Consider the following 19,825-nt stretch of genomic DNA (forward strand, 5'->3'; position numbering starts at 1 on the left):
CCACGTGCTCGTAGCGTCTGGCTCATGACGACAACGGACATGACCACCAGGGCAGTTCTCTTCCATCGGACCGGCGGGCCCGAGGTCCTCACCGTGGAGGAGGTGCCGCTGCCGGCCCCCGGGCCCGGCGAGCTGCTCGTACGGGTCGAGGCGATCGGGCTCAACCGGGCCGAGGCGCTGTTCCGCGCGGGCACCTACTACTACCCGCCGACGCTGCCGGGTTCCCGGCTCGGCTACGAGGCGGCGGGCGTCGTCGAGGCGGTCGGCGCGGGGGTCACCGCGCACGCGCCCGGCGATCCGGTGATGGCGGCGGCCAACTTCGACTTCGGGGTGTACGGGGTCTACGCGGAGCGGGTGGTACTGCCCGAGGAGTACGTGGTGGCCCGGCCCGAGGGGGTGGACGCGGTGACGGCGGCGGCGGTCTGGCTGACGTACTTCACGGCGTACGGCGGCATGGTGCTGACCGGCGGTCTCGGCCCCGGCGACCACGTGGTGATCACCGGGGCGTCCAGCGGAGTGGGAACGGCCGCCCTCCAGACGGCGCTGCGCGTCGGGGCCGTGCCGATCGCCACCACGCGCGGCGAGGGCAAGCGGAAGCGGCTCCTGGAGCTCGGGGCCGCGCACGTGATCGCGACGGACACCACGGACGCCGACGCCCTGGTGGCGGAGGTGCGGCGGATCACCGCCGGGGCGGGCGCCGATCTCGCCTTCGACGCGATCGGTGGGCCCGGGTTCGCCCGGCTCGGGGACGCGCTGCGGACCGGGGGAACGGCCGTCCTGTACGGCTGGCTCGACCCGCGGCCGGTCGCCCTCTCGGCGAACTGGCCGCAGACGGTCCACACGTACGCCAACGGGGCACTGGCCAGGTCCGAGGAGGGGCGGCGGCGCGCGGCCGGTTTCATCGGCTCGGGGCTCCGCGACGGTTCCCTGGCGCCGGTGATCGCCGAGGTCTTCGACGGTCTGGAGCGGATCGCCGACGGCCATCGGCTGATGGAGTCCAACGCGCACCTCGGGAAGATCGTGGTGCGCGTCGGGGAGTGAACCAGGGGACGGCCGGGACTCAGCGGCGGGGCAGGTCCAGCGGGTTGTCGTCGCGGAGCTCCGGCGGGAGCAGGTGGCCGGGGGTCGACTGGTAGGTGACCGGGCGCAGCCAGCGCTCGATCGCCGTCGCGCCGACCGAGGTGGAGGTGGAGGTGGTGGCCGGGTAGGGGCCGCCGTGGTGCTGGGCGGCGGCGACGGCGACGCCGGTGGGCCAGCCGTTGACGAGGACGCGGCCCGCGAGCGGGGTGAGTTCGGCGAGGAGCGGGGCCGCGTCCTCGTCCTGGTCCCGCTCGGCGATCTGCAGGGTGGCGGTGAGGTTTCCGGGCACCCTGGAGAGGACGTCGGTGACCTCCGTACGGGAGTCGTAGCGGACGACGACGGTGACCGGGCCGAAGACCTCCTCCACGAGGCTGGGATGCGGGCCGTCGAGCAGGGTCTTGGCGTCGACGGCCAGGAAACCGGCCTTGACGGTGTGCGGCCCCCCGGCGGCGGGCTGGACCGGCGCGGTGACGCCGGGGATCCGGGCCATCCCTTCGGTGCCGGTGAGGAAGTGGTCCCGCATCCGGTGGTCGAGCATCACGCCGGGCTCGGCGTCGCGCAGGGAGATCGTCAACGCGTCGACAAAGCGGTCGCCCGCGTCGCCGGAGGGGGCGAGGACGAAGCCGGGCTTGGTGCAGAACTGACCCTGCCCCAGCGTCATGGAGCCGGCCAGGCCGGTTCCGATCTCCTCGGCCCGCTCCTCGACGGCGGCCGGGGTGATCACGACCGGGTTGAGGGAGCCGAGTTCGCCGTGGAAGGGGATGGGGACGGGCCGGGCGGCGGCCGCGTCGAAGAGGGCCCGGCCGCCGCGGACCGAGCCGGTGAATCCGGCGGCCGAGACGAGCGGGTGGCGGACCAGCTCGACGCCCGCGTCGAAGCCGTGGACGAGGACGACGACGTCCTCGGGGAGACCTGACTCCGCGGCGGCCCTGCGGAGCAGCGAGGCGCAGAGTTCGGAGGTGGCCGGGTGGTCGGGATGGGCCTTGATCACCACGGGGCAGCCGGCCGCGAGGGCGCTCGCCGTGTCGCCACCGGGGACGGAGAAGGCGAGCGGGAAGTTGCTGGCGGCGTAGACGGCGACGACGCCGAGCGGGATCTTCCAGCGGCGCAGGTCGGGGCGGGGCGGGATCGCCGCGGGGTCGGGCAGGTCGATCCGGATGTCGAGGAAGGAGCCTTCCTCGACGACCTCGGCGAAGGCCCTCAACTGGGCGGTGGTGCGGGCGAGTTCGCCGGTGAGGCGGACCGGCCCGAGGGCGGTCTCGGCATCGGCGGTCTCGACGATCTTTTCGCCCGCCCCGTGGAGGAGGCCGGCCGCGGTACGGAGGAAGGCGGCCCGTACCGTCCGGTCGGCGAGGGCCTCGCGGACCGCGTACGCGGCCCGTACGGACCGGTCGACGTCCGCCGCCGTGGCCTCCACCGCGACCCGCTCGCGCGGCTTCCCCGTCCGGGGGTCCACACTCCACACTGGTTCTGCCGCCACCGCCACGCCCCTGTTCGCTATTCTGAACACAGTTCCCGTAGATGAACGCATCTGTACGGGACTTTAGGGACGGCCCGGCCGTCTCCACAAGGGGCCCCGTTCGGCCAGGTGGCCACGGGACGACCGGACGACGGAAAAGGGGCGAGGGTCATGGCGACTGCCGACGCGGGCGGAGCGCAGGTGAAGTCCGCGGTGCGGACCGTGGAGCTGCTCGAATACTTCGCCGGGCGCCCGGGGATGCACTCGCTCGCCGCGGTCCAGGAGGCCGTCGGCTACCCCAAGTCCAGCCTGTACATGCTGCTGCGCACCCTGGTCGAGCTGGGCTGGGTGGAGACGGACGCGACCGGCACCAGGTACGGCATCGGCGTACGGGCGCTACTCGTCGGCACCTCGTACATCGACGGCGACGAGGTGGTGGCCGCCTCCCGGCCCACCCTGGACCGGCTCTCCGACGACACCACCGAGACCATCCACCTGGCGCGGCTCGACGGCACCAACGTCGTCTATCTGGCGACCCGTCAGTCCCAGCACTACCTGCGGCCGTTCACCCGGGTCGGGCGCCGGCTGCCCGCGCACTCGACCTCGCTCGGCAAGGCGCTGCTCGCCACCCACACCGACGAGCAGGTGCGCAAGCTGCTCCCGGAGACCCTCCCGGCCCTGACCGAGCACACCATCACCGACCGCGAGCAGCTCATCGAGGAGCTGCGCGTCATCCGTGAGCAGGGCATCTCGGTGGACCGCGAGGAGAACACGCTCGGGCTGCGCTGCTTCGGCGTCGCCATCCCGTACCGGACCCCGGCGCGGGACGCGATCAGCTGCTCGGTACCGGTGGCGCGGCTCACCCCGGCCCACGAGCAGATGATCAAGGACGCGCTCTTCGACGCCCGGGACCGGCTGACGCTGGCGACCCGCCGCCTCTGAGCCTCCCGCCGGGAGGTCAGACACGCTTGAACCTCCGGCCGGGGCAGCCGCTCTTGAACCTCCGGCCAGGGGTCAGCCGCGCTCGGGCCTCCCGCCGGGGGATCAGCCGCGCTCGGCGAGCGCCTTCTGCCAGACCGGGCTGTCCACGTAGTGGTTGTCGTACTGCTCCGAGGAGGCCTTGATCTCCTCGAAGCTCGCCTCGCCCCGCATGACCCTGCCGAGGAGGCGCAGGTAGTCGAAGCGGGCCATGCCGGGCGTGAAGACGAACAGCACGTCGGCCTCGGCGCCGGGCGCCGCCGCGAAGGCGTGCGGGGTGTGCGGCGGGACGAGCAGGAAGTCGCCCTTCTCCAGGACGGACAGCTCCTCGTTCACCAGGACCTGGAGCGAGCCGTCGATCACGTAGAACATCTCCGACGCCTTGGTGTGGAAGTGCGCCGGGGCGCCGACCGCTCCCTTGGCGAAGGTGGAGCGGTAGCTGGTGAGCTGCCCGCCGGTGGTGCCGGAGTCGGCGAGGAGGGTCATGACGCTGCTGGGGTCCGCGGTGGTCTCGGCGGTGGCGGCGCGGGTCAGGAGCGGGGCGAAGGGCGCGTTCTCGTTCATGATCACTACTCTAGGGCCTCATTGACCCTTGGGGAGGGTTCAATTGATCTACAAAAACGTGGGTCAATTCACTGCGCCCGAAGCCGTCGCACGGCGTACCGCGTCGCGTCCCGGGGACGAGGGCGCCTCCCCCGTGCGGCGGAGGCGGATCACCGGTCCGCAGGAGGTGGCGCCGGGGGTCCGCGCGGGAGCGTGGAGCCATGACACGGACCGCTCATCTCCCCGCCCCGGCGCCCGGCGCCGACCACGGAACCACGGACGACCACGGAACCGCCGGAGACCGCGGGACCGGTGGATTCCGCCGCGCCCTGCGCGTACTGGCGATCCTCGCCTGCCTCCCGTACATCACGCTCAAGATCGCCTGGGTGGCCGGCAGCGAGATCGGCATCCCCGCCGGAAGTGTGCTCCTGGAGCACCGGGAGCTGCTGGTCGTCGCCAACTCGGTCTCGGTGGTGGCCGACGCCCTCGTGGTCGTCCTCGCCCTGCTCCTCACCCAGCCCTGGGGTCGGCGGGTGCCCGCCTGGCTGCTCGCGCTCCCGATGTGGGCGGCGACCGGGCTGCTCGCCCCGATCATGACCGGCTACCCCAGCCAGCTCGCGGTCGCCCTCTTCACCGGCGACGAGCAGGCCGCCGCGCCCGCCGAACCCTTCCTGCACCCCTGGGTCTTCGCCGTCGTCTACGGCGGCTTCATCCTCCAGGGCCTCTCCCTCGGAACCCTTTTCGTGCTGTACGCCCGGGACCGCTGGGGCCGGCTCCTGCGCGGCCGCCTCGGTGACCTCTCCGCCCGTACGGCCGGGCCGGGCGTACGGGCCACCGCCCTGGCCGCCGCCGTCGTCGCGCTCCTCCCCCTCACGCTCCACACGATGTGGCTGTCCGGCGCGACCGAGGGACTGTCCCCCCGGCAGATCGCCGAGCGCGACGCCGACTTCACCGTCCTGGAAGCCCAGTGGATCGTCTACATCGTCGTCGCCGTGGCCACCACCCTCCTCCTCGTCCTGCGCCGGCCCGCCGCACCGAGGACGCGCAACGTCGTCGCCCTGGCCTGGATCGGCTCGGGCACGGCGGGCTGCTGGGGCGCGTACATGTCGCTGGTCGCGCTGATGCCGGACACGGATCCCGCCAAGCGGCTCACGGGCCTGGCGCAGCTGACCTACGCTGGCGAAATGATCACCGGATTCCTCCTCGCCGCCTGTCTGGCCGCGGTCCTGCGGCGGCGGAGTGCCGAGGCGTGAGACGGTGCGCGATCGCCCTCCTCGGGCAACGGGCCAGACGGCGCTGGCTCCATCTGATCGTGGGCGGCGCGCTGTTCATGCCGTTCTGGATGGTCGGCTCCGTGATCGTCGGGGCGTTGCTCGACGCGGGCGGACTGTTCACCGGAAGCCTCGCGGTGCAGTTCGGGGCGTACGCGGTGGGGCTTCCGCTGGTCGCGGTCGCCGCGCTGTTCCCGCTGGCCCGGCCGATGTCGGTGGCGGCGGCGCGGGCGCTGTGCGGGATACCGGCGGACGGGTTGGCGGACGGCCCGGCGCGGGGCCGGGAGGAGAAGGCCCGGACGGCCGGCTGGTTCACGCTGCACCTGGCCGCCGGGGCGCTGATCAGCGGGGCGACGCTGGCCCTTCCGCCGTTCGCGGTGTCGGTTCTGGCGCTGCCGTTCTCGCCGGCGCTGCGGGAGTCGGAGGTCGGCCGGCTCTGGGGTCTCGACCGGCCCTGGTGGAGCTGGGCCGCGATCCCGGCGGGGATCCTGATGCTGATCGCGCTGGCCGCCGTGGCCGCCGCGACCGGGGCCCTGCTCGCCCGGCAGGCGCCCCGGCTGCTCGGGCCGAGTCCGGCGGACCGGCTCGCGGCGGCCGAGCGGCGCGCGGCGGAGGCGGAGTCCCGCAACCGGCTGGCCCGGGAGCTGCACGACTCGGTCGGTCACGCGCTGAGCGCGGTCACCCTCCAGGCGGGCGCGGCCCGCCGGGTCCTGGACGGCGGCGACGGGGCGGACCTGGAGTTCGTCCGGGAGGCGCTGACCGCGATCGAGGAGACCACCCGGCGCACGGTCGGCGAGCTGGACTGGGTCCTCGGGCTGCTGCGGCGCGACGAGGACGCCGGGGAAGGACCGGGGCCCGGTCCGGGGCTGGACGCCCTGGAGGCCCTGGTGCGGGGTGCGGGACCGAAGGTGGCGCTGACCGTGTCCGGCGACCTCGCGCCCGTACCGGAGGCGCTGTCCCGGGAGGCGTACCGGATCGTTCAGGAAGGGCTGACGAACGCGGCCCGGCACGCGGGCGGGGAGCCCGTCGCCGTGCGGCTCGACGCCCGTACCGAGGAGTTGGAGATCACCATGGAGAACCCCCTGCCCGCGCGGCCTCCGGTCGCCCGCCCGAACGGCGGCCGCGGCCTGCGCGGAGTCACCGAGCGGGCCCGGCTGCTGGGCGGCACCGCCGAGGCGGGCCCGGCGGACGGCGTCTGGCGGCTCGCGGTGCGGATCCCCCGATGAGCGCCCCGGCGAACGCCACGATCAGAGTCGTCCTGGCCGACGACGAGCGGATGGTGCGGACGGCCCTGCGGGTCATCCTCGACGCGGAGCCCGATCTGCAGGTCGTCGGCGAGGCGTCCACCGGCGCCGAGGCGGTCTCCGTGGTGCGGGCCGAGCGGCCCGATGTCGTCCTCATGGACGTACGGATGCCGGAGATCGACGGCATCCGGGCCACCGAGCAGATCCTCGCGGGGATGGCGGAGCCGCCCCGGATCGTGGTGGTGACCACCTTCGAGAACGACGCCTATGTGTACGACGCGCTGCGCGTCGGCGCGGCCGGCTTCCTGCTCAAGCGGGCGGCGGCGGAGGATCTGGTGAGCGCGGTCCGGCTGGTCGCGCGGAGCGACTCGCTGCTCTACCCGGCGGCGGTACGGGGTCTGGCCGCCGAGCACGCCCGGCATCTGGCGCCGGTGGCGCCGCCCTGGGTGGCGCGGCTCACCGAGCGGGAGGCCGAGGTGCTGCGCCTGGTGGCGACGGGCCTCACCAACGCGGAGATCGCGGGCCGGATGGGCGTCGGCGCGGCCACGGTCAAGACGCACGTGGCGGCGGTCCTGGCGAAGTCGGGCGCCCGGGACCGTACGCAGGCGGTGATCCTGGCGTACGAGTCGGGCTTCGTCCGGGCGGGGTGAGGGCGCCCGCCGCGAGCTCCGCCGACATGAAGGTTCACTGAGAAACGGGCCACATCCGGAACGTCCCCCACCGGGTCGTTCGTCCCCACAAGTGCGATGAACAAGACGATCAGGCGCACCTCGGTCTTCGTACTGCTCCTGGTGCTCGCCCTGCTGGGCCGGGCCACCTGGGTGCAGGCGTACGAGGCGAAGGCGCTCGCGAACGACAAGAAGAACCGGCGGAACACGATCGCGCAGTACGCGCAGCCGCTCGGGAACATCGTCGTGGCCGGCTCGCCGGTCACCGGCTCGAAGAAGACGGAGGGAACGGACCTCGAGTACCGCCGTACGTACACGGACGGCGAGCTGTACGCGGCGGTGACCGGCTACAGCTCGCAGGCGTACGGCGCCACCCAGCTGGAGGGCATCTACTCCGACGTCCTCGACGGCACCGACGACCGGCTGAAGAACCCGCTCGACGCCGTCACCCGCAAGCAGCAGGAGCCGGGCACGGTCGTCACCACGATCGACCCGGACGTGCAGAAGGCCGCCTACCGGGCGCTCGGGGACACGAAGGGCGCGGCCGTCGCCGTCGACCCGGTCACCGGCCGGATCCTCGCGATGGTCTCCACCCCGTCCTACGACCCGTCGAAGATCGCCGGGACGACGAACGGCGACGCCTGGAAGGAGCTGACCACCGACGCGGACAAGCCGCTGGTCAACCGGGCGCTGCGGCAGCCGCTGCCGCCCGGCTCCACCTTCAAGCTGGTCGTCGCGGCGGCGGCCCTGGAGGACGGTCTGTACGGCTCGGTGGACACATCGACGGAGAGCCCCGACCCGTACACCCTGCCGAACACCCGGACCGTGCTGAAGAACGAGAACGCGTCCGCGCCCTGCGAGAACGCCACGATCCGCACGGCGCTCCGCTACTCCTGCAACAACGTCTTCGCCAAGATGGCCGCCGACCTGGGGCAGGACAAGGTGAAGGCGATGGCGGAGAAGTTCGGCTTCAACGACGCCGAGCTCGACGTCCCGGTCCGCGCCTACCCGAGCGTGTACCCGTCCGGCATGGACAAGGCGCAGACGGCGCTGACGGGCATCGGCCAGTTCGACGTGACCGCCACCCCGCTGCAGATGGCGATGGTGTCGGCGGCGATCGCCAACGACGGTCTGCTCGCCGCCCCGCACATGGTGTCGGAGGTCGTCGACTCCGACGGCGACGCGCTCAAGACCTTCGAGGACGGCGACAGCGAGCGGATCGTCTCCTCGTCGACGGCGGAGCAGCTGCGCAGCGCGATGCGGACGGTCGTGGACGAGGGCACGGGCACCAACGCGGCGATCAGCGGGGCCGAGGTCGGCGGCAAGACGGGTACGGCGCAGCACGGCGAGAACAACAGCAAGACGCCGTACGCCTGGTTCACCTCGTACGCGAAGGACGCCTCGACCGGGAAGCAGGTCGCCGTCGCGGTGATGATCGAGGACTCGGGCGCGGCCCGCTCCGAGGTCAGCGGCAACGGCCTGGCGGCCCCGGTGGCCCAGAAGATGATGGCGGCGGCGCTGAAGTGAGCTGAATCCGCTTGGCGGGGGCCCCCGATTGGCCGTCGGGGCCCGTCACGCGATATGCAGGGTCACGCTCGTATCCGAGCACGCATTCGAACCGCTGATCCTGCTCTCACCTCGCGGAGGACCGCCGTGCGCCTGCCCCGTTCCCTGTCCGGCTGGACCATCGCGGTCTTCGGTGTGCTCGCCGCCGCGCTGGGGGTGGTGGGCCTGGTCGTACCGGACGCGCTGCTCACGATGATGGGCTTCGAGCCGGTGCCCGCGGGCGGAGCCGTAGAGGGAGACCACACCCTCGTCTTCCTCACCGCCTCCTCGATGGCCGCGGTCAACATGGGCGTGTACTACGTGCTGGCCGCGCTCGCCGACTGGAAGCCCTTCTTCCGCTGGACGGTCCCCTTCCGCCTCCTCACCTGCGCGGTCTTCACCCTCGCGGTCGTCACCGGCCGGGCCCCGGCCGGATTCGTGGGGGTGGGCCTGTGGGAGGGGCTGGGCGCGGTGGTGACGGGTCTCGCTCTGCGGTACGAGAAGGCGCACGCGGAGCCTCCGTACGAGAGGCAGGGCGCGGGCGCGTGACGCGCGACGGGCCGGCCCATTAGGGAAGATGCCCGATCCCCCGGGGCCACCTCAGAGACCAGCCTGAGGTCATGCGCTGGTATCTGACAGGTGTCGTCGTGTCCGGGTTCGGGACGACGGCGATGTGGCTGGTCTCCGGGATCTGGGTCAAGTCGCTGACGGGCTCCGACAGTCTCGCGGCCCTGGCCGCCTTCGCCCTCTGGGCGCCCGTCCTCCTCGGGCCGCTCCTCGGCACCCTCGCCGACCGGGTACGGCGTCGGCCGCTCCTGGTCGCGCTGAACGCGGCGATGGCCGTGCTCCTCCCGCTGCTCCTGTGGGTGGAGTCGGCGGACAGGGTGTGGCTGCTCTTCGCCGTCCTCGTGCTCTACGGCGCGCAGGGCGCCGTACACGAGGCGGCGGAGCAGGCCCTGATCGCGACCGCCCTGGACGAGAAGCGGCTCGGTACCTTCAACGGGCTGCGGATGACCGCCAACGAGTCCATGAAGCTGATCGCCCCGCTGGTGGCGGCGGGGCTCTTCGCCCGGTACGGGGGCGGGCCTGTCGCCCTCCTCGACGCGGCGAGCTTCGCGCTCGCGGCGGCCCTGTTCGCGTGGATGCCGGTGCGCGAGACGCGGCCGGTCCGGTCCGGGTCCCGGCACTGGTGGCGGGAGACCGCCGAGGGCGTGCGGCTGCTCCGTGGCTCACCGGTCCTGCGGCCGCTGGTCGCGACGGGCGCGTTCACGATGCTGCTCGCCGGGGTGAACGGGGCCGCGATCTACGCGGTCGTGGACCGGGGGCTCGGGCACGCGCCCGTGTACGCCGGTGTGCTCTACGCGGTGCAGGGCGTGGGCTCGGTCCTCGCGGGCCTGGTCACCGGCCCGCTGCTGCGCCGGACCCCGGAGCGGACGCTCGCCGCGGCGGGTCTCGCCCTGTTCGCGGTGGCGGTGGGCGTACGGACGCTGCCGTACGAGACGACGGCGCTGGCCGCGAGCGCGGTCATCGGCCTCGGGCTGCCGTGGGTGCTCGTGGCGGTGATGACGGCCGTGCAGCGGGAGGCGCCGACGGAGGCGGTGGGCCGGGTGGCGGCCACCGCGAACACCCTGGTCATGGCGCCGAACGCGCTGGCCCTCGCCCTCGGCGCGGGCCTCGTGGCCCTGGTCGACGTCCGCGTCCTGCTGCCGCTGCTCGCGCTCGCGGGGACCGGGTGGGCGGCGGGAGTCGCGATACGGGGGCGGCGCGGGCGACGCGACCGTGATCCGGCGACGAGCACCCCGGAGACCCCCGTCCCGGCCCGCTGATCGGGCCGCCCTCAGGGCGCGGCCCGTGGGCGCTCGCGGTGCGGGGCGACCGGCGTGCGGCGAGCATGGAAGGAGGCGCGGGCGTGGCGGGAGGAGGGCAGCGTGACGGCCGGTTCCTTCCCGGGGACGACGGGGCGGGTCGGTGTGCCCCTCGAAGGCACGGGGTTGCTCGACGTGCTCGGGGTCGCCGCCGTAGTCGTCGACGCCCACGGCCGGATCGTGCTGTGGAGTCCGCAGGCGGCGGACCTCTTCGGGTTCCGCGCCGACGAGGCGCTGGGCCAGTACATGGGCCGGCTGGTCGTCGGCGCGGACCACCGGGAGGAGGCGACGCGCCTCTTCGGCGAGGTGCTGCGCGAGGGCACGACCTGGGCGGGCGTCTTCCCCGTACGGCACAAGGACGGCAGCGTACGGAACGTGGAGTTCCGGAACATGCGGCTCTCCGACGACCTGGGGGGTCTGTACGCGCTCGGGATCGCCGCCGACCGGTCCGTCGTCGAACGGGTCGAGGCCGAGCTCGCCCTCTCCGACCGGCTCGTCTCCCAGTCCCCCATCGGCCTCGCCGTCCTGGACACCGACCTGCGCTACGTCCTGGTGAACCCGGCCCTGGAACGGATCAACGGGATCCCGGCCGCGCTGCACCTCGGACGGCGGATCAGCGAGATGGTGCCCGAGGTCGACGCCCCGGCCCTGGAGGCCGCGCTGCGCGCCGTCCTGGCGACGGGCACACCGCTGCTCGACCATCCCACCGTCGGGCGGACCCCGGCCGACCCGGACCACGACCACGCCTGGTCGGTGTCCTTCTACCGCCTGGAAGGGCCGGAGAAGCGGATCCTGGGAGTCGCCGCCTCGGTGATCGACGTGACCGAACGGATGCGGGCGGACGCGGACGCCGACCGGTCCCGGCGACGGCTCGCCCTCATCGCGGACGCCTCCGCCCGGGTCGGCACCACCCTGGAGGTGGAGAAGACGGCCGACGAGCTGGCCTCGGTGGTCGTACCGGAGCTCGCCGACATCGCCGCCGTCGACGTCCTGGACTCCGTGCTCGCGCTGCGAAGGCCGGGCGCGCCCGAGGAGGGGCCCGAACTGTTCCGGGCGCTCGCGGTGAAGGCCGCGGCCCGGACGGAGGCGCTGCCGGCGGCGGACCCGCCCGGGGCGATCACCATGTACGGGGCGGACCGGCTCGTCACCCGGTGTGTGCACACCGGCCTTCCGGTCCTGGTGGAGCACGTCGGCCCCGGCGACCTGTCCCGGATCGCGCGGAGCCCGGAGGCCGCCGAGCTGCTCGCCCGGGCCGGGGTCCACTCCTATCTGGCGGTGCCGCTGATCGCGCGCGGGGAGGTGCTCGGCGCGCTCGACCTCAAGCGGGACCGCAACGCGCTGCCCTTCGACGGCGACGACGTCCTGCTCGCGACGGAGCTCGCGGCCCGCGCGGCGGTGAGCATCGACAACGCGCGCTGGTACCAGAGCGTGCGGAACTCGGCGGTGACGCTCCAGCGCAGTCTGCTGCCGGGCAAGCCCCCGGAACGGGCGGGTCTCGAAGTCGCGACCCGCTACCAGCCGGCGCAGGCGTCGAGCGAGGTCGGGGGCGACTGGTACGACGTGATCCCGCTGCCCGAGGACAAGACGGCGCTGGTCGTGGGCGACGTGATGGGCAGCGGGATCGACGCGGCGGCGACGATGGGACGGCTGCGGACCGCCACCTGCGCGTTCGCGGACCTCGATCTCTCACCGGCCCAGGTCCTGCGGCATCTGGACCGGATCACCGAAGGCCTTGAGCACTACATCGCGACCTGTCTCTTCGCCGTGTACGACCCGGCCCTGGGCCGGTGCCGGATCGCGAACGCGGGGCACCTGCCACCCGTGCGGGTCCCGGCGGACGGCCCGGCCGAGCTGGTGGACGTCCCGCCGGGGGTGCCGCTCGGGGTGGGCGGCGGCACGTTCCGTACGGTCCGGGTCCCGTTCCGGCCCGGGGACCGGCTCGTGCTGTACACGGACGGCCTGATCGAGACCCGCCACGAGGCCATCGACGAACGGCTCGCGCTGCTCGTGGGCCTCATCGACAAGTCGCGCGGGCCCCTTGAGGAGACCTGTGACGAGCTCCTTCGGGCACTGCGCCGGCCGGGAGCGCCGGACGACGTGGCGCTGCTCATCGCCCGGAGCACGGGATGACGGCCCGGGGCGGCCGGGAGCGGGGGAAGGGCCCGGGTGACCGCGGGACCGGCCTGCGCAGCCTCGCCGGGCAGGTGTTCGCCCTGGAGGCGCTGATCGCGCTCCTGGTGATCGCGGCGGCCGTGTTCGTGACGTTCTACCAGGCGCGCAGCGACACCGAGCGGGATGCCCGGGTCCGTTCGCTGGCGGTCGCGGAGGCCTTCGCCAAGGCGCCCGGCATCGACGCGGCGCTCGCCTCGCCCGATCCGACGGCCGTGCTCCAGGACCGGGCGGAGGCGACCCGGCGGGCGACGGGAGTGGACTTCATCGCGGTCCTGAACCCGGAGGGCGTGCGGTACACCGACTCGGAGCCGAAGCTGATCGGCCGCAAGGCGACCGGCGACCTCAACCGCGCGGTGGTGGACGGCGAGTCCTTCACCGAGCTGTTCCGGGGCGCGCCCAACGACGCCGTACGGGCCGTGGTGCCGGTCGTGAACGACCAGGGAAAGATCGTCGGCCTGGTCACCAGCGGCGTCGAGGTGGAGAACATCACGCACGCGGTGGAGGGCCGGTTGCCGCTGCTGGTGGGCGCGGCGGCGGGCGCGCTCGTGCTCGCCGTGGGCGGGGCCGCCCTGGTGAGCCGACGGCTGCGGCGGCAGACGCACGGCCTCGGCCCGGCCGAGATGACCCGGATGAAGGAGCACCACGAGGCGGTGCTGCACGCGGTGCGCGAAGGGGTCCTGATCGTGGGCCCGGACCGCCGGCTGCTGCTCGCCAACGACGAGGCGCGCCGGCTGCTCGGTCTCACCGCGGACGCGGAGCGGCGGCATGTCTCGGAGCTCGGCCTCGATCCCCGTACGGTCGAACTCCTGGAGTCGGGCCGGCCGGCGACGGACGAGGTGCACCGGGCGGGCGACCGGCTGCTCGCGGTGAGCGTACGGCCCACGCTGCCGCACGGGCGGGAGTCCGGCTGCGTGATGACGATGCGGGACACCACCGAGCTGGCCGCCCTGACCGGCCGGGCGGCGGTGGCCCGCGGCCGGCTCCAGCTGCTGTACGAGGCGGGGGTGCGGATCGGGACGACGCTTGAGGTCGTGCGGACCGCGGAGGAGCTGGCGGAGGTGGCGGTGCCGCGGTTCGCGGACTTCGCGACGGTGGAGCTGCTCGAACCGGTGCTGCGGGGGGAGGAACCCGCGGCGTCCGTCCCGGCGACGACGGAAATGCGGCGGACGGCGCTGAGCGGGCTGCGGCCCGACCAGCCGCTGCAGCCGGTCGGGGACACCGTACGGTTCGACGTCACCAGCACCCCCATGGCGAGGGCCCTGAGCGCGGGACACGCCGTGGTGCAGGCGGAGCTGGCCTCGGCGGAGGGCTGGCGGGAGCAGGACCCGGAGGGGGCGGCGCAGGCCCTCGCGTTCGGGATGCACTCGCTGCTCACGGTGCCGCTGCTGGCCCGTGGGGTGGTTCTGGGGATGGCGAACTTCTGGCGTGCGGACACGCCGGAGTCGTTCGGGGAGGAGGACCTGTCGTTCGCGGAGGAGCTGGCGGCGCGGGCGGCGGTCGCCATCGACAACGCGCGCCGGTTCACCCGGGAGCACGCGATGGCGGTGACGCTCCAGCGGAGCCTGCTGCCCCGGGTGCTGCCGGACCAGAGCGCGGTGGACGTGGCATACCGCTATCTCCCGGCGAAGGCCGGGGTGGGCGGCGACTGGTTCGACGTGATCCCGCTGCCGGGGGCGCGGGTGGCGCTCGTCGTCGGTGACGTGGTGGGGCACGGGCTGCACGCGGCGGCCACCATGGGGCGGCTGCGGACGGCGGTGCACAACTTCTCGACGCTCGACGTGCCGCCGGACGAGCTGCTCGGGCACTTGGACGAGCTGACGAGCCGGATCGACGACCGGGAGTCGGAGGGGTCGGACGGCGAGGCGAGGCGGCGGGAGGAGGGCATCACCGGCGCGACCTGTCTGTACGCGATCTACGATCCGGCGTCGGGCCTGTGCACGATCGCCAGCGCGGGACATCCCGGGCCCGCGCTCGTGGGTCCCGACGGGCGGGTCGAGTTCCCCGAGCTGTCGCCGGGGCTGCCGCTCGGGCTCGGCCTGGGCGATGTGCCGTTCGAGGCGACGGAGCTGCGGCTGCCGGAGGGCACCAAGCTGGTGCTGTTCACGGACGGGCTCCTGGAGGACCGGGGGCGGGACCTCGACACGGGCCTCGGCCTGCTGGGGTCCACGCTCGCTCGCCCGGACCGGAGCCCGGAGCAGATCTGCGCGGACGTGCTCGCGACCCTGCTCTCGCCCGCACCGCGCGACGACATCGCGCTGCTCGTCGCCCGGACCCGGCTGCTCGACCGCGAGCGGATCGCCGAGTGGGAGGTGGCGCGCGACCCGTCGGCGGTCTCTCCGGTGCGGAACGCGGCGGCGGCGAAGCTGTCGGAGTGGGGTCTGGACGGTCTCGCGTTCACGGCGGAGCTGGTCCTCAGCGAGCTGATCACGAACGCGGTGCGGTACGGGGCCGATCCGGTCCGGGTACGGCTGCTCCACGACCGGACGCTGATCTGCGAGGTGTCGGACGGCAGCAGCACCTCGCCGCACCTGCGGCACGCGGCGGCGACGGACGAGGGCGGGCGCGGGCTGTATCTGGTGGCGCAGTACGCGGAGCGCTGGGGGACGCGCTACGGCCGGCGCGGCAAGACGATCTGGGCGGAGCTGCGGGCGGGCGGGGCCGACGCGGAGCCGGTCGTGACGGCGGTGCCGGATCTGGACGCGCTGGAGGATCTGGCCTGGTGAGGGGGCGGGATCGGGCCGCGGCGGGGCCGCCACGACCGCTCGTGGTATACCAGATCACGGCACCGTTTTCCGTACTGTCGACAGCTCCGAGGAGACTCCCGTGACCCCGCCGCCGCCCCACACCGCGACCCTGTTCCACGACGTCCGGCCCTTCGGCCGGCCGGCCGGCGACCTGATCGCCGTGGACGGCGTCCTGGTGACGGAGGTCCCGGAGGGCGCCGTGGTCGAGCGGGTCGACGGGGGCGGGCGGCTGGCGCTGCCGACCCTGGTCGACGCGCACATCCACCCCGACAAGACGTCCTGGGGCGAGCCCTGGCACAGCAGGCGCCCGGCGGACGGCATCGCCGAGTACGTCGCCGGGGACGTGGAGCTCGCCCGGGCGCTCCCGACGCCGGTGGGCGAGCGGGCGCTGCGACTGATGTCGCACGCGGCGGCCCAGGGCACGCGCGCGATGCGCGCCCACGCGGACGTGGCGCCCTCGTACGGCCTGTCCGGGATCGAGGGAGTGGCGGAGGCGGCGGCGAAGCTGGCCGGGATCGTGGACGTGGAGCTGGTCGCGTTCCCCCAGCACGGTGTGGTCCGCACGCCGGGAGTGGCCGAGCTGCTCGCGGAGGCCGCGGCGAGCGGTCTGGTCACGCACATCGGAGGCATCGACCCGGCGGGCTTCGACACGACGGGCGAGGGCACGGGCGACCAGCTGGGAACGGTCTTCGCCCTCGCGGAGAAGCACGGCCTGGGCCTGGACATCCACCTCCACGACCGGGGCGAGCAGGGCCTGGCCCCGCTGCGGGACATCGCGGCCCGTACGCGCGCGCTGGGGCTCCAGGACCGGGTGAGCGTGGCGCACGCCTTCGCGGTGGCCGGTCTGTCCGGCCGTGAGCTCGACGAGACGGCGGACCTGCTCGCGGAGACGGGGATCGCCCTCACGACGGTCGCCCTGTCGGTGACGACGATCCTGCCGTTCCGTCGCCTCGCCGAGCGCGGGGTACGGGTCGGGCTCGGCTCGGACGGAGTCCGGGACAACTGGAGCCCGTTCGGCAATGCGGACATGCTGCACCGGGCCTGGCTCGCGGCCTGGGCCCTGGACCTGCGACTCGACGAGGAACTGGAGTCCTGTTTCCGCCTGGCCGCCGACGGCGGCGCGGACCTCCTGGGCCTCCCGAAGGCCGACCTCCGCCCGGGCTCCCCCGCCGACTTCATGCTCGTCGACGGCGAATGCCTCCCCCAGGCGCTGGTGGACCTCCCCCGCCGCGACCTGGTGGTCCGCGCCGGCCGGGTGGTGGCGAGGGACGGCCGGCTGGTCTGACGGTCGACGGCGGTACGGGGGCGGGCGCGGGCCCGCCCCCGTACCGGATCAGTCGCGTTCCACGTCCACGGTCGTCAGGGAGGCGTACCGCTCCGGGTCGGTGCGCCGAATGCGGAGGGCCACCAGGAGGCCGGCCACCAGGACCACGGGGAGCGGGACCAGGAGGGCCGTGTTCACGGCGCCCGTGCGGCCCGTCAGGAGGTCGAAGTGGACCACCGCGAGAACAGTGAGGACCGCGAGGCCCGCGCAGGCGACGAGCGGGGCCCAGACCACCCGGGCCGCCGAGAGGCCGTGGCGGTCGCGGCGGAAGTACGCCCAGACGGCGAGCGCGGCGAGGGCCTGCATGCCCATGATGCCGAGGACGCCGACGCTGTTGGTCCAGAGGAAGACCTCGCCGTACGGGTCGGCGGCGAGGAGCGCTCCGGCGCCGACGATCGCCAGGTTGAAGGCGGTCTGGGCGACGACGGCCCCGCCGGGCGAGCCGTGCCGGCCGGAGACCGCGCCGAGCCGGCGGGGCAGCAGGCCCTCGCGGCCGAGGGCGTACAGGTAGCGGGCGGCGGCGTTGTGGAAGGCGAGGGTCGCGGCGAAGGCGCTGACGACGATGAGTCCGTGCATGGCGTCCGCCAGCCAGGGTCCGGCGTACAGCTCGGCCGCCCGGAAGGTCAGTTCCGGTCCGTCGGCCGCGCGGGCCGTTTCCACGGCCTCGTCGGTGCCGAAGGCGCCCATGATCAGCCAGCAGCCCAGGGAGTAGAAGACCGCGAGGAAGCCGATCGCGATGAAGGTGGCGCGGGGCACGGTCTTGCGCGGCTCGCGCACCTCCTCGGCGAAGATCGCGGTCGCCTCGAAGCCGGTGAAGGCGCCGATGACCAGGACGAACATGCCCGCGACCCCGCCCGCGGCAAGCGTCGAGGGGGCGAAGGACGCGGTGTCGAGGGCGGCGGTGCCGCGCTCGCCGATGATGCCGCCGTCCATGACGACCAGCGACAGGACCTCCAGGACCAGGGCGACGCCGAGGACCTTGGCGCTGAGCGTGACCTTCAGCCAGCCGAGCACGCCGACGGCGAGGACGCAGACCCCGGAGAGCAGCCACCACGGCACGTCGACGCCGGTGGAGTCGCGGATCGAACCGGCGGCGAAGTAGCCGAAGGCGGCGGCGACTCCGGGCGTGACCAGGTTGTACGAGACGACGGCCACGTACGCGGTGCCGACGCCGAGGGTGCGGCCGAGACCGCGGGCCACGTAGGCGTAGAAGGCCCCCGCGTTGCGGACGTGCAGGCTCATCGCCGTGAACCCGGCGGCGAAGAGCGCGAGCAGGGCGCCGGAGACCAGGTAGGCGAGCGGGGCGCCGGGACCGCCGATGCCGATGGCGAAGGGCGCGACTCCGGCGAGCACGGTGAGCGGTGCGGCGGCGGCCACGACGAAGAAGACGAGGTCGAAGGTGCCGATCCGGCCGGCGGCGAGCTTCCCCGCCTCCGGGGTCGCCGTCGGGGCCGCCGTCGGGGTCGCGGGAGGGATCGCCTCCGGGGTCGTACGAGGGGTGGTTCCGGTGCTCATCTCGCTCCTCCTGCGGCCGGTACGAGTGCGGGGAAGGTGTCGTCCGCGAAGGGTCCGACGACTCGGCCGGCGTGCAGCACCAGCAGTCGGCGGGGGTGGGAGGCGACGGCCTCGGCGACGGAGCCCGCGGCGACCGCGACGAGGTCGGCGCGGCTGCCCGGGGTGAGTCCGTGACCGGTGAGGCCGAGCGCGGCGGCGGCCTCGTCGGTGACGAGGGAGGCGGCGGCGCTCAGTTCGGCGTCGGTCATGAGTCCGGCCCTGAGGCCGATGATCGTGGCGCGTTCGAGCATGTCGGCCGTGCCGTACGGCCACCAGGTGTCGCGGATGTTGTCGGAGCCTGCGAAGACCCGGACGCCGTGCTCGCGCAGCCGCAGGACGGGTGGCATGGGGCCACTGGGACCGTTGGTCATGATGGCGACCCCGGCGGCGGCGAGGGGCGCGCAGGTGCGGTCGAGTTCGGCGTCGTCGACGTCGCCGAGTGCGTACGCGTGGCTGACGGCGACCGTGCCGCCGAGGCCGAGCGCGGCGGTGCGGGCCGCGATGTCCCGCAGCTGGGCGGTGCCGGTCTCGCCGCCGTCGTGGAGGTGGAGGTCGATGCCCTTGCCGTGGCGCTGGGCGAGGCCGAAGACGATGTCGAGCTGGCCGTCGGCGTCGCCGTCGAAGCCGACCGGGTCGAGCCCGCCGATCAGGTCGGCACCCTCGGCGAGGGCCGCGTCGAGGAGGTCGACGACACCGGGCGCGGTGACGACCCCGCTCTGCGGGAAGGCCACGAGCTGGATGCCGAGCCGGTCGCGGAAGTCCTCGCGTACGCCGAGGAGGGCGTGCAGGTGGTCGAGTCCGGTGTCCGGGTCGACGTCGACGTGGGAGCGGACGTGGCCGGTGCCGAGGGAGACCATCCGGCGGGCGAGGGCGGCGGCCCGTTCGGCGACGGGCACCTCCTCGGTGTGGCGGGAGTCCCGTTCGGCGGCGATCTGCTCGCGCAGGCCGGCGGTGGCGCGGTGCGGTCGCCAGGGGGCGCCGAGGAGGGTCTTGTCGAGGTGGGCGTGACCGTCGACGAGGGCGGGCAGCAGCAGCGCGCCGCCGAGGTGGAGGGCGCCGGGCGGGGTGGGGCGGCCGGGGACGTGGTCCTCCACGGCGCTGACGAGACCGTCGTGGAGACGGACGTCAGCGGTGCGGCCGTCGGGGAGGGTGGTGCAGACGAGGGCAGTGGGTTCACCCGTGGTGGTGAGTGGCGGGGCCGGGGCCTCGCTCATGGCTTCTCCTTCGCAGATCCGTACGGCTCGAAGGGGGCCATGCCGGGATCTCCCCTGGTGAGCGCGGTGCGGCGCCAAGGTAGCTGGTATACCGAATACCAAGCAACGGTTTACGGGGGTCGAATTTTCCGGGCCCACGGGTCTGCGAAGATCGAAGGAGTACG

At 73.9% G+C, this 19,825-nt stretch carries 15 protein-coding genes; 11 read left to right on the forward strand and 4 right to left on the reverse strand.

Going from position 1 to position 19,825, the window contains the following annotated elements:
- The first annotated feature begins 24 nt into the window (after nucleotides 1–24).
- Nucleotides 25–1,041 (forward strand): zinc-dependent alcohol dehydrogenase family protein, encoded by a 1,017-nt coding sequence (locus tag OG514_RS02825; RefSeq protein WP_266890469.1) that lies wholly within the window; start codon nucleotides 25–27, stop codon nucleotides 1,039–1,041.
- Between the two features lie 19 nt (nucleotides 1,042–1,060).
- Here the strand turns inward: OG514_RS02825 and OG514_RS02830 are convergent, their stop codons facing one another.
- Nucleotides 1,061–2,560 (reverse strand): aldehyde dehydrogenase (NADP(+)), encoded by a 1,500-nt coding sequence (locus tag OG514_RS02830; RefSeq protein WP_266890471.1) that lies wholly within the window; start codon nucleotides 2,558–2,560, stop codon nucleotides 1,061–1,063.
- Between the two features lie 150 nt (nucleotides 2,561–2,710).
- Between OG514_RS02830 and OG514_RS02835 the strand changes: the two genes are divergently transcribed.
- A complete protein-coding gene (locus OG514_RS02835) occupies nucleotides 2,711–3,481 on the forward strand; it encodes an IclR family transcriptional regulator (protein ID WP_266890473.1) in 771 nt (256 codons plus the stop codon).
- Nucleotides 3,482–3,583: 102 nt separating this feature from the next.
- On the opposite strand, the gene OG514_RS02840 is transcribed toward OG514_RS02835, so the two are convergent.
- Nucleotides 3,584–4,081: a cupin domain-containing protein gene (locus OG514_RS02840; protein ID WP_266890475.1), complete on the reverse strand. Its 498-nt coding sequence runs from the start codon at nucleotides 4,079–4,081 to the stop codon at nucleotides 3,584–3,586.
- Between the two features lie 200 nt (nucleotides 4,082–4,281).
- On the opposite strand from OG514_RS02840, the gene OG514_RS02845 reads away from it, so the two are divergent.
- The 9 genes from OG514_RS02845 (at nucleotide 4,282) to OG514_RS02885 (ending at nucleotide 16,854) form a co-directional block, all read left to right on the forward strand.
- Nucleotides 4,282–5,313 (forward strand): hypothetical protein, encoded by a 1,032-nt coding sequence (locus OG514_RS02845; RefSeq protein ID WP_266890476.1) that lies wholly within the window; start codon nucleotides 4,282–4,284, stop codon nucleotides 5,311–5,313.
- Entirely contained in the window at nucleotides 5,310–6,557 is a 1,248-nt protein-coding gene (locus OG514_RS02850; RefSeq protein WP_266890478.1) for a histidine kinase, read from the forward strand. The genes OG514_RS02845 and OG514_RS02850 overlap by 4 nt, the downstream gene beginning before the upstream one ends.
- Nucleotides 6,554–7,225 (forward strand): response regulator transcription factor, encoded by a 672-nt coding sequence (locus tag OG514_RS02855; protein ID WP_266890480.1) that lies wholly within the window; start codon nucleotides 6,554–6,556, stop codon nucleotides 7,223–7,225. Before OG514_RS02850 ends, OG514_RS02855 begins: the two co-directional genes overlap by 4 nt.
- A 96-nt stretch (nucleotides 7,226–7,321) precedes the next feature.
- Nucleotides 7,322–8,770 (forward strand): penicillin-binding protein 2, encoded by a 1,449-nt coding sequence (locus tag OG514_RS02860; RefSeq protein ID WP_266890482.1) that lies wholly within the window; start codon nucleotides 7,322–7,324, stop codon nucleotides 8,768–8,770.
- A gap of 126 nt (nucleotides 8,771–8,896) precedes the next feature.
- Nucleotides 8,897–9,337 (forward strand): hypothetical protein, encoded by a 441-nt coding sequence (locus tag OG514_RS02865; protein ID WP_266890484.1) that lies wholly within the window; start codon nucleotides 8,897–8,899, stop codon nucleotides 9,335–9,337.
- Between the two features lie 71 nt (nucleotides 9,338–9,408).
- Nucleotides 9,409–10,614, forward strand: a complete 1,206-nt coding sequence (locus tag OG514_RS02870) for an MFS transporter (RefSeq protein WP_266890486.1) — start codon at nucleotides 9,409–9,411, stop codon at nucleotides 10,612–10,614.
- Between the two features lie 102 nt (nucleotides 10,615–10,716).
- Nucleotides 10,717–12,783: a SpoIIE family protein phosphatase gene (locus tag OG514_RS02875; RefSeq protein ID WP_266890488.1), complete on the forward strand. Its 2,067-nt coding sequence runs from the start codon at nucleotides 10,717–10,719 to the stop codon at nucleotides 12,781–12,783.
- Nucleotides 12,780–15,548, forward strand: a complete 2,769-nt coding sequence (locus OG514_RS02880) for a SpoIIE family protein phosphatase (RefSeq protein WP_266890490.1) — start codon at nucleotides 12,780–12,782, stop codon at nucleotides 15,546–15,548. Before OG514_RS02875 ends, OG514_RS02880 begins: the two co-directional genes overlap by 4 nt.
- A gap of 100 nt (nucleotides 15,549–15,648) precedes the next feature.
- Complete coding sequence (locus tag OG514_RS02885) at nucleotides 15,649–16,854, forward strand: amidohydrolase (RefSeq protein WP_266890492.1); 1,206 nt, start codon at nucleotides 15,649–15,651, stop codon at nucleotides 16,852–16,854.
- Nucleotides 16,855–16,902: 48 nt separating this feature from the next.
- On the opposite strand, the gene OG514_RS02890 is transcribed toward OG514_RS02885, so the two are convergent.
- Nucleotides 16,903–18,408, reverse strand: a complete 1,506-nt coding sequence (locus OG514_RS02890; protein ID WP_266890494.1) for an APC family permease — start codon at nucleotides 18,406–18,408, stop codon at nucleotides 16,903–16,905.
- Nucleotides 18,405–19,661, reverse strand: a complete 1,257-nt coding sequence (locus OG514_RS02895; RefSeq protein WP_266890496.1) for an amidohydrolase — start codon at nucleotides 19,659–19,661, stop codon at nucleotides 18,405–18,407. The genes OG514_RS02890 and OG514_RS02895 overlap by 4 nt, the downstream gene beginning before the upstream one ends.
- Between the last annotated feature and the right edge of the window lie 164 nt (nucleotides 19,662–19,825).

This window comes from Streptomyces sp. NBC_00572 (assembly GCF_026341815.1).
Taxonomy (GTDB): domain Bacteria; phylum Actinomycetota; class Actinomycetes; order Streptomycetales; family Streptomycetaceae; genus Streptomyces.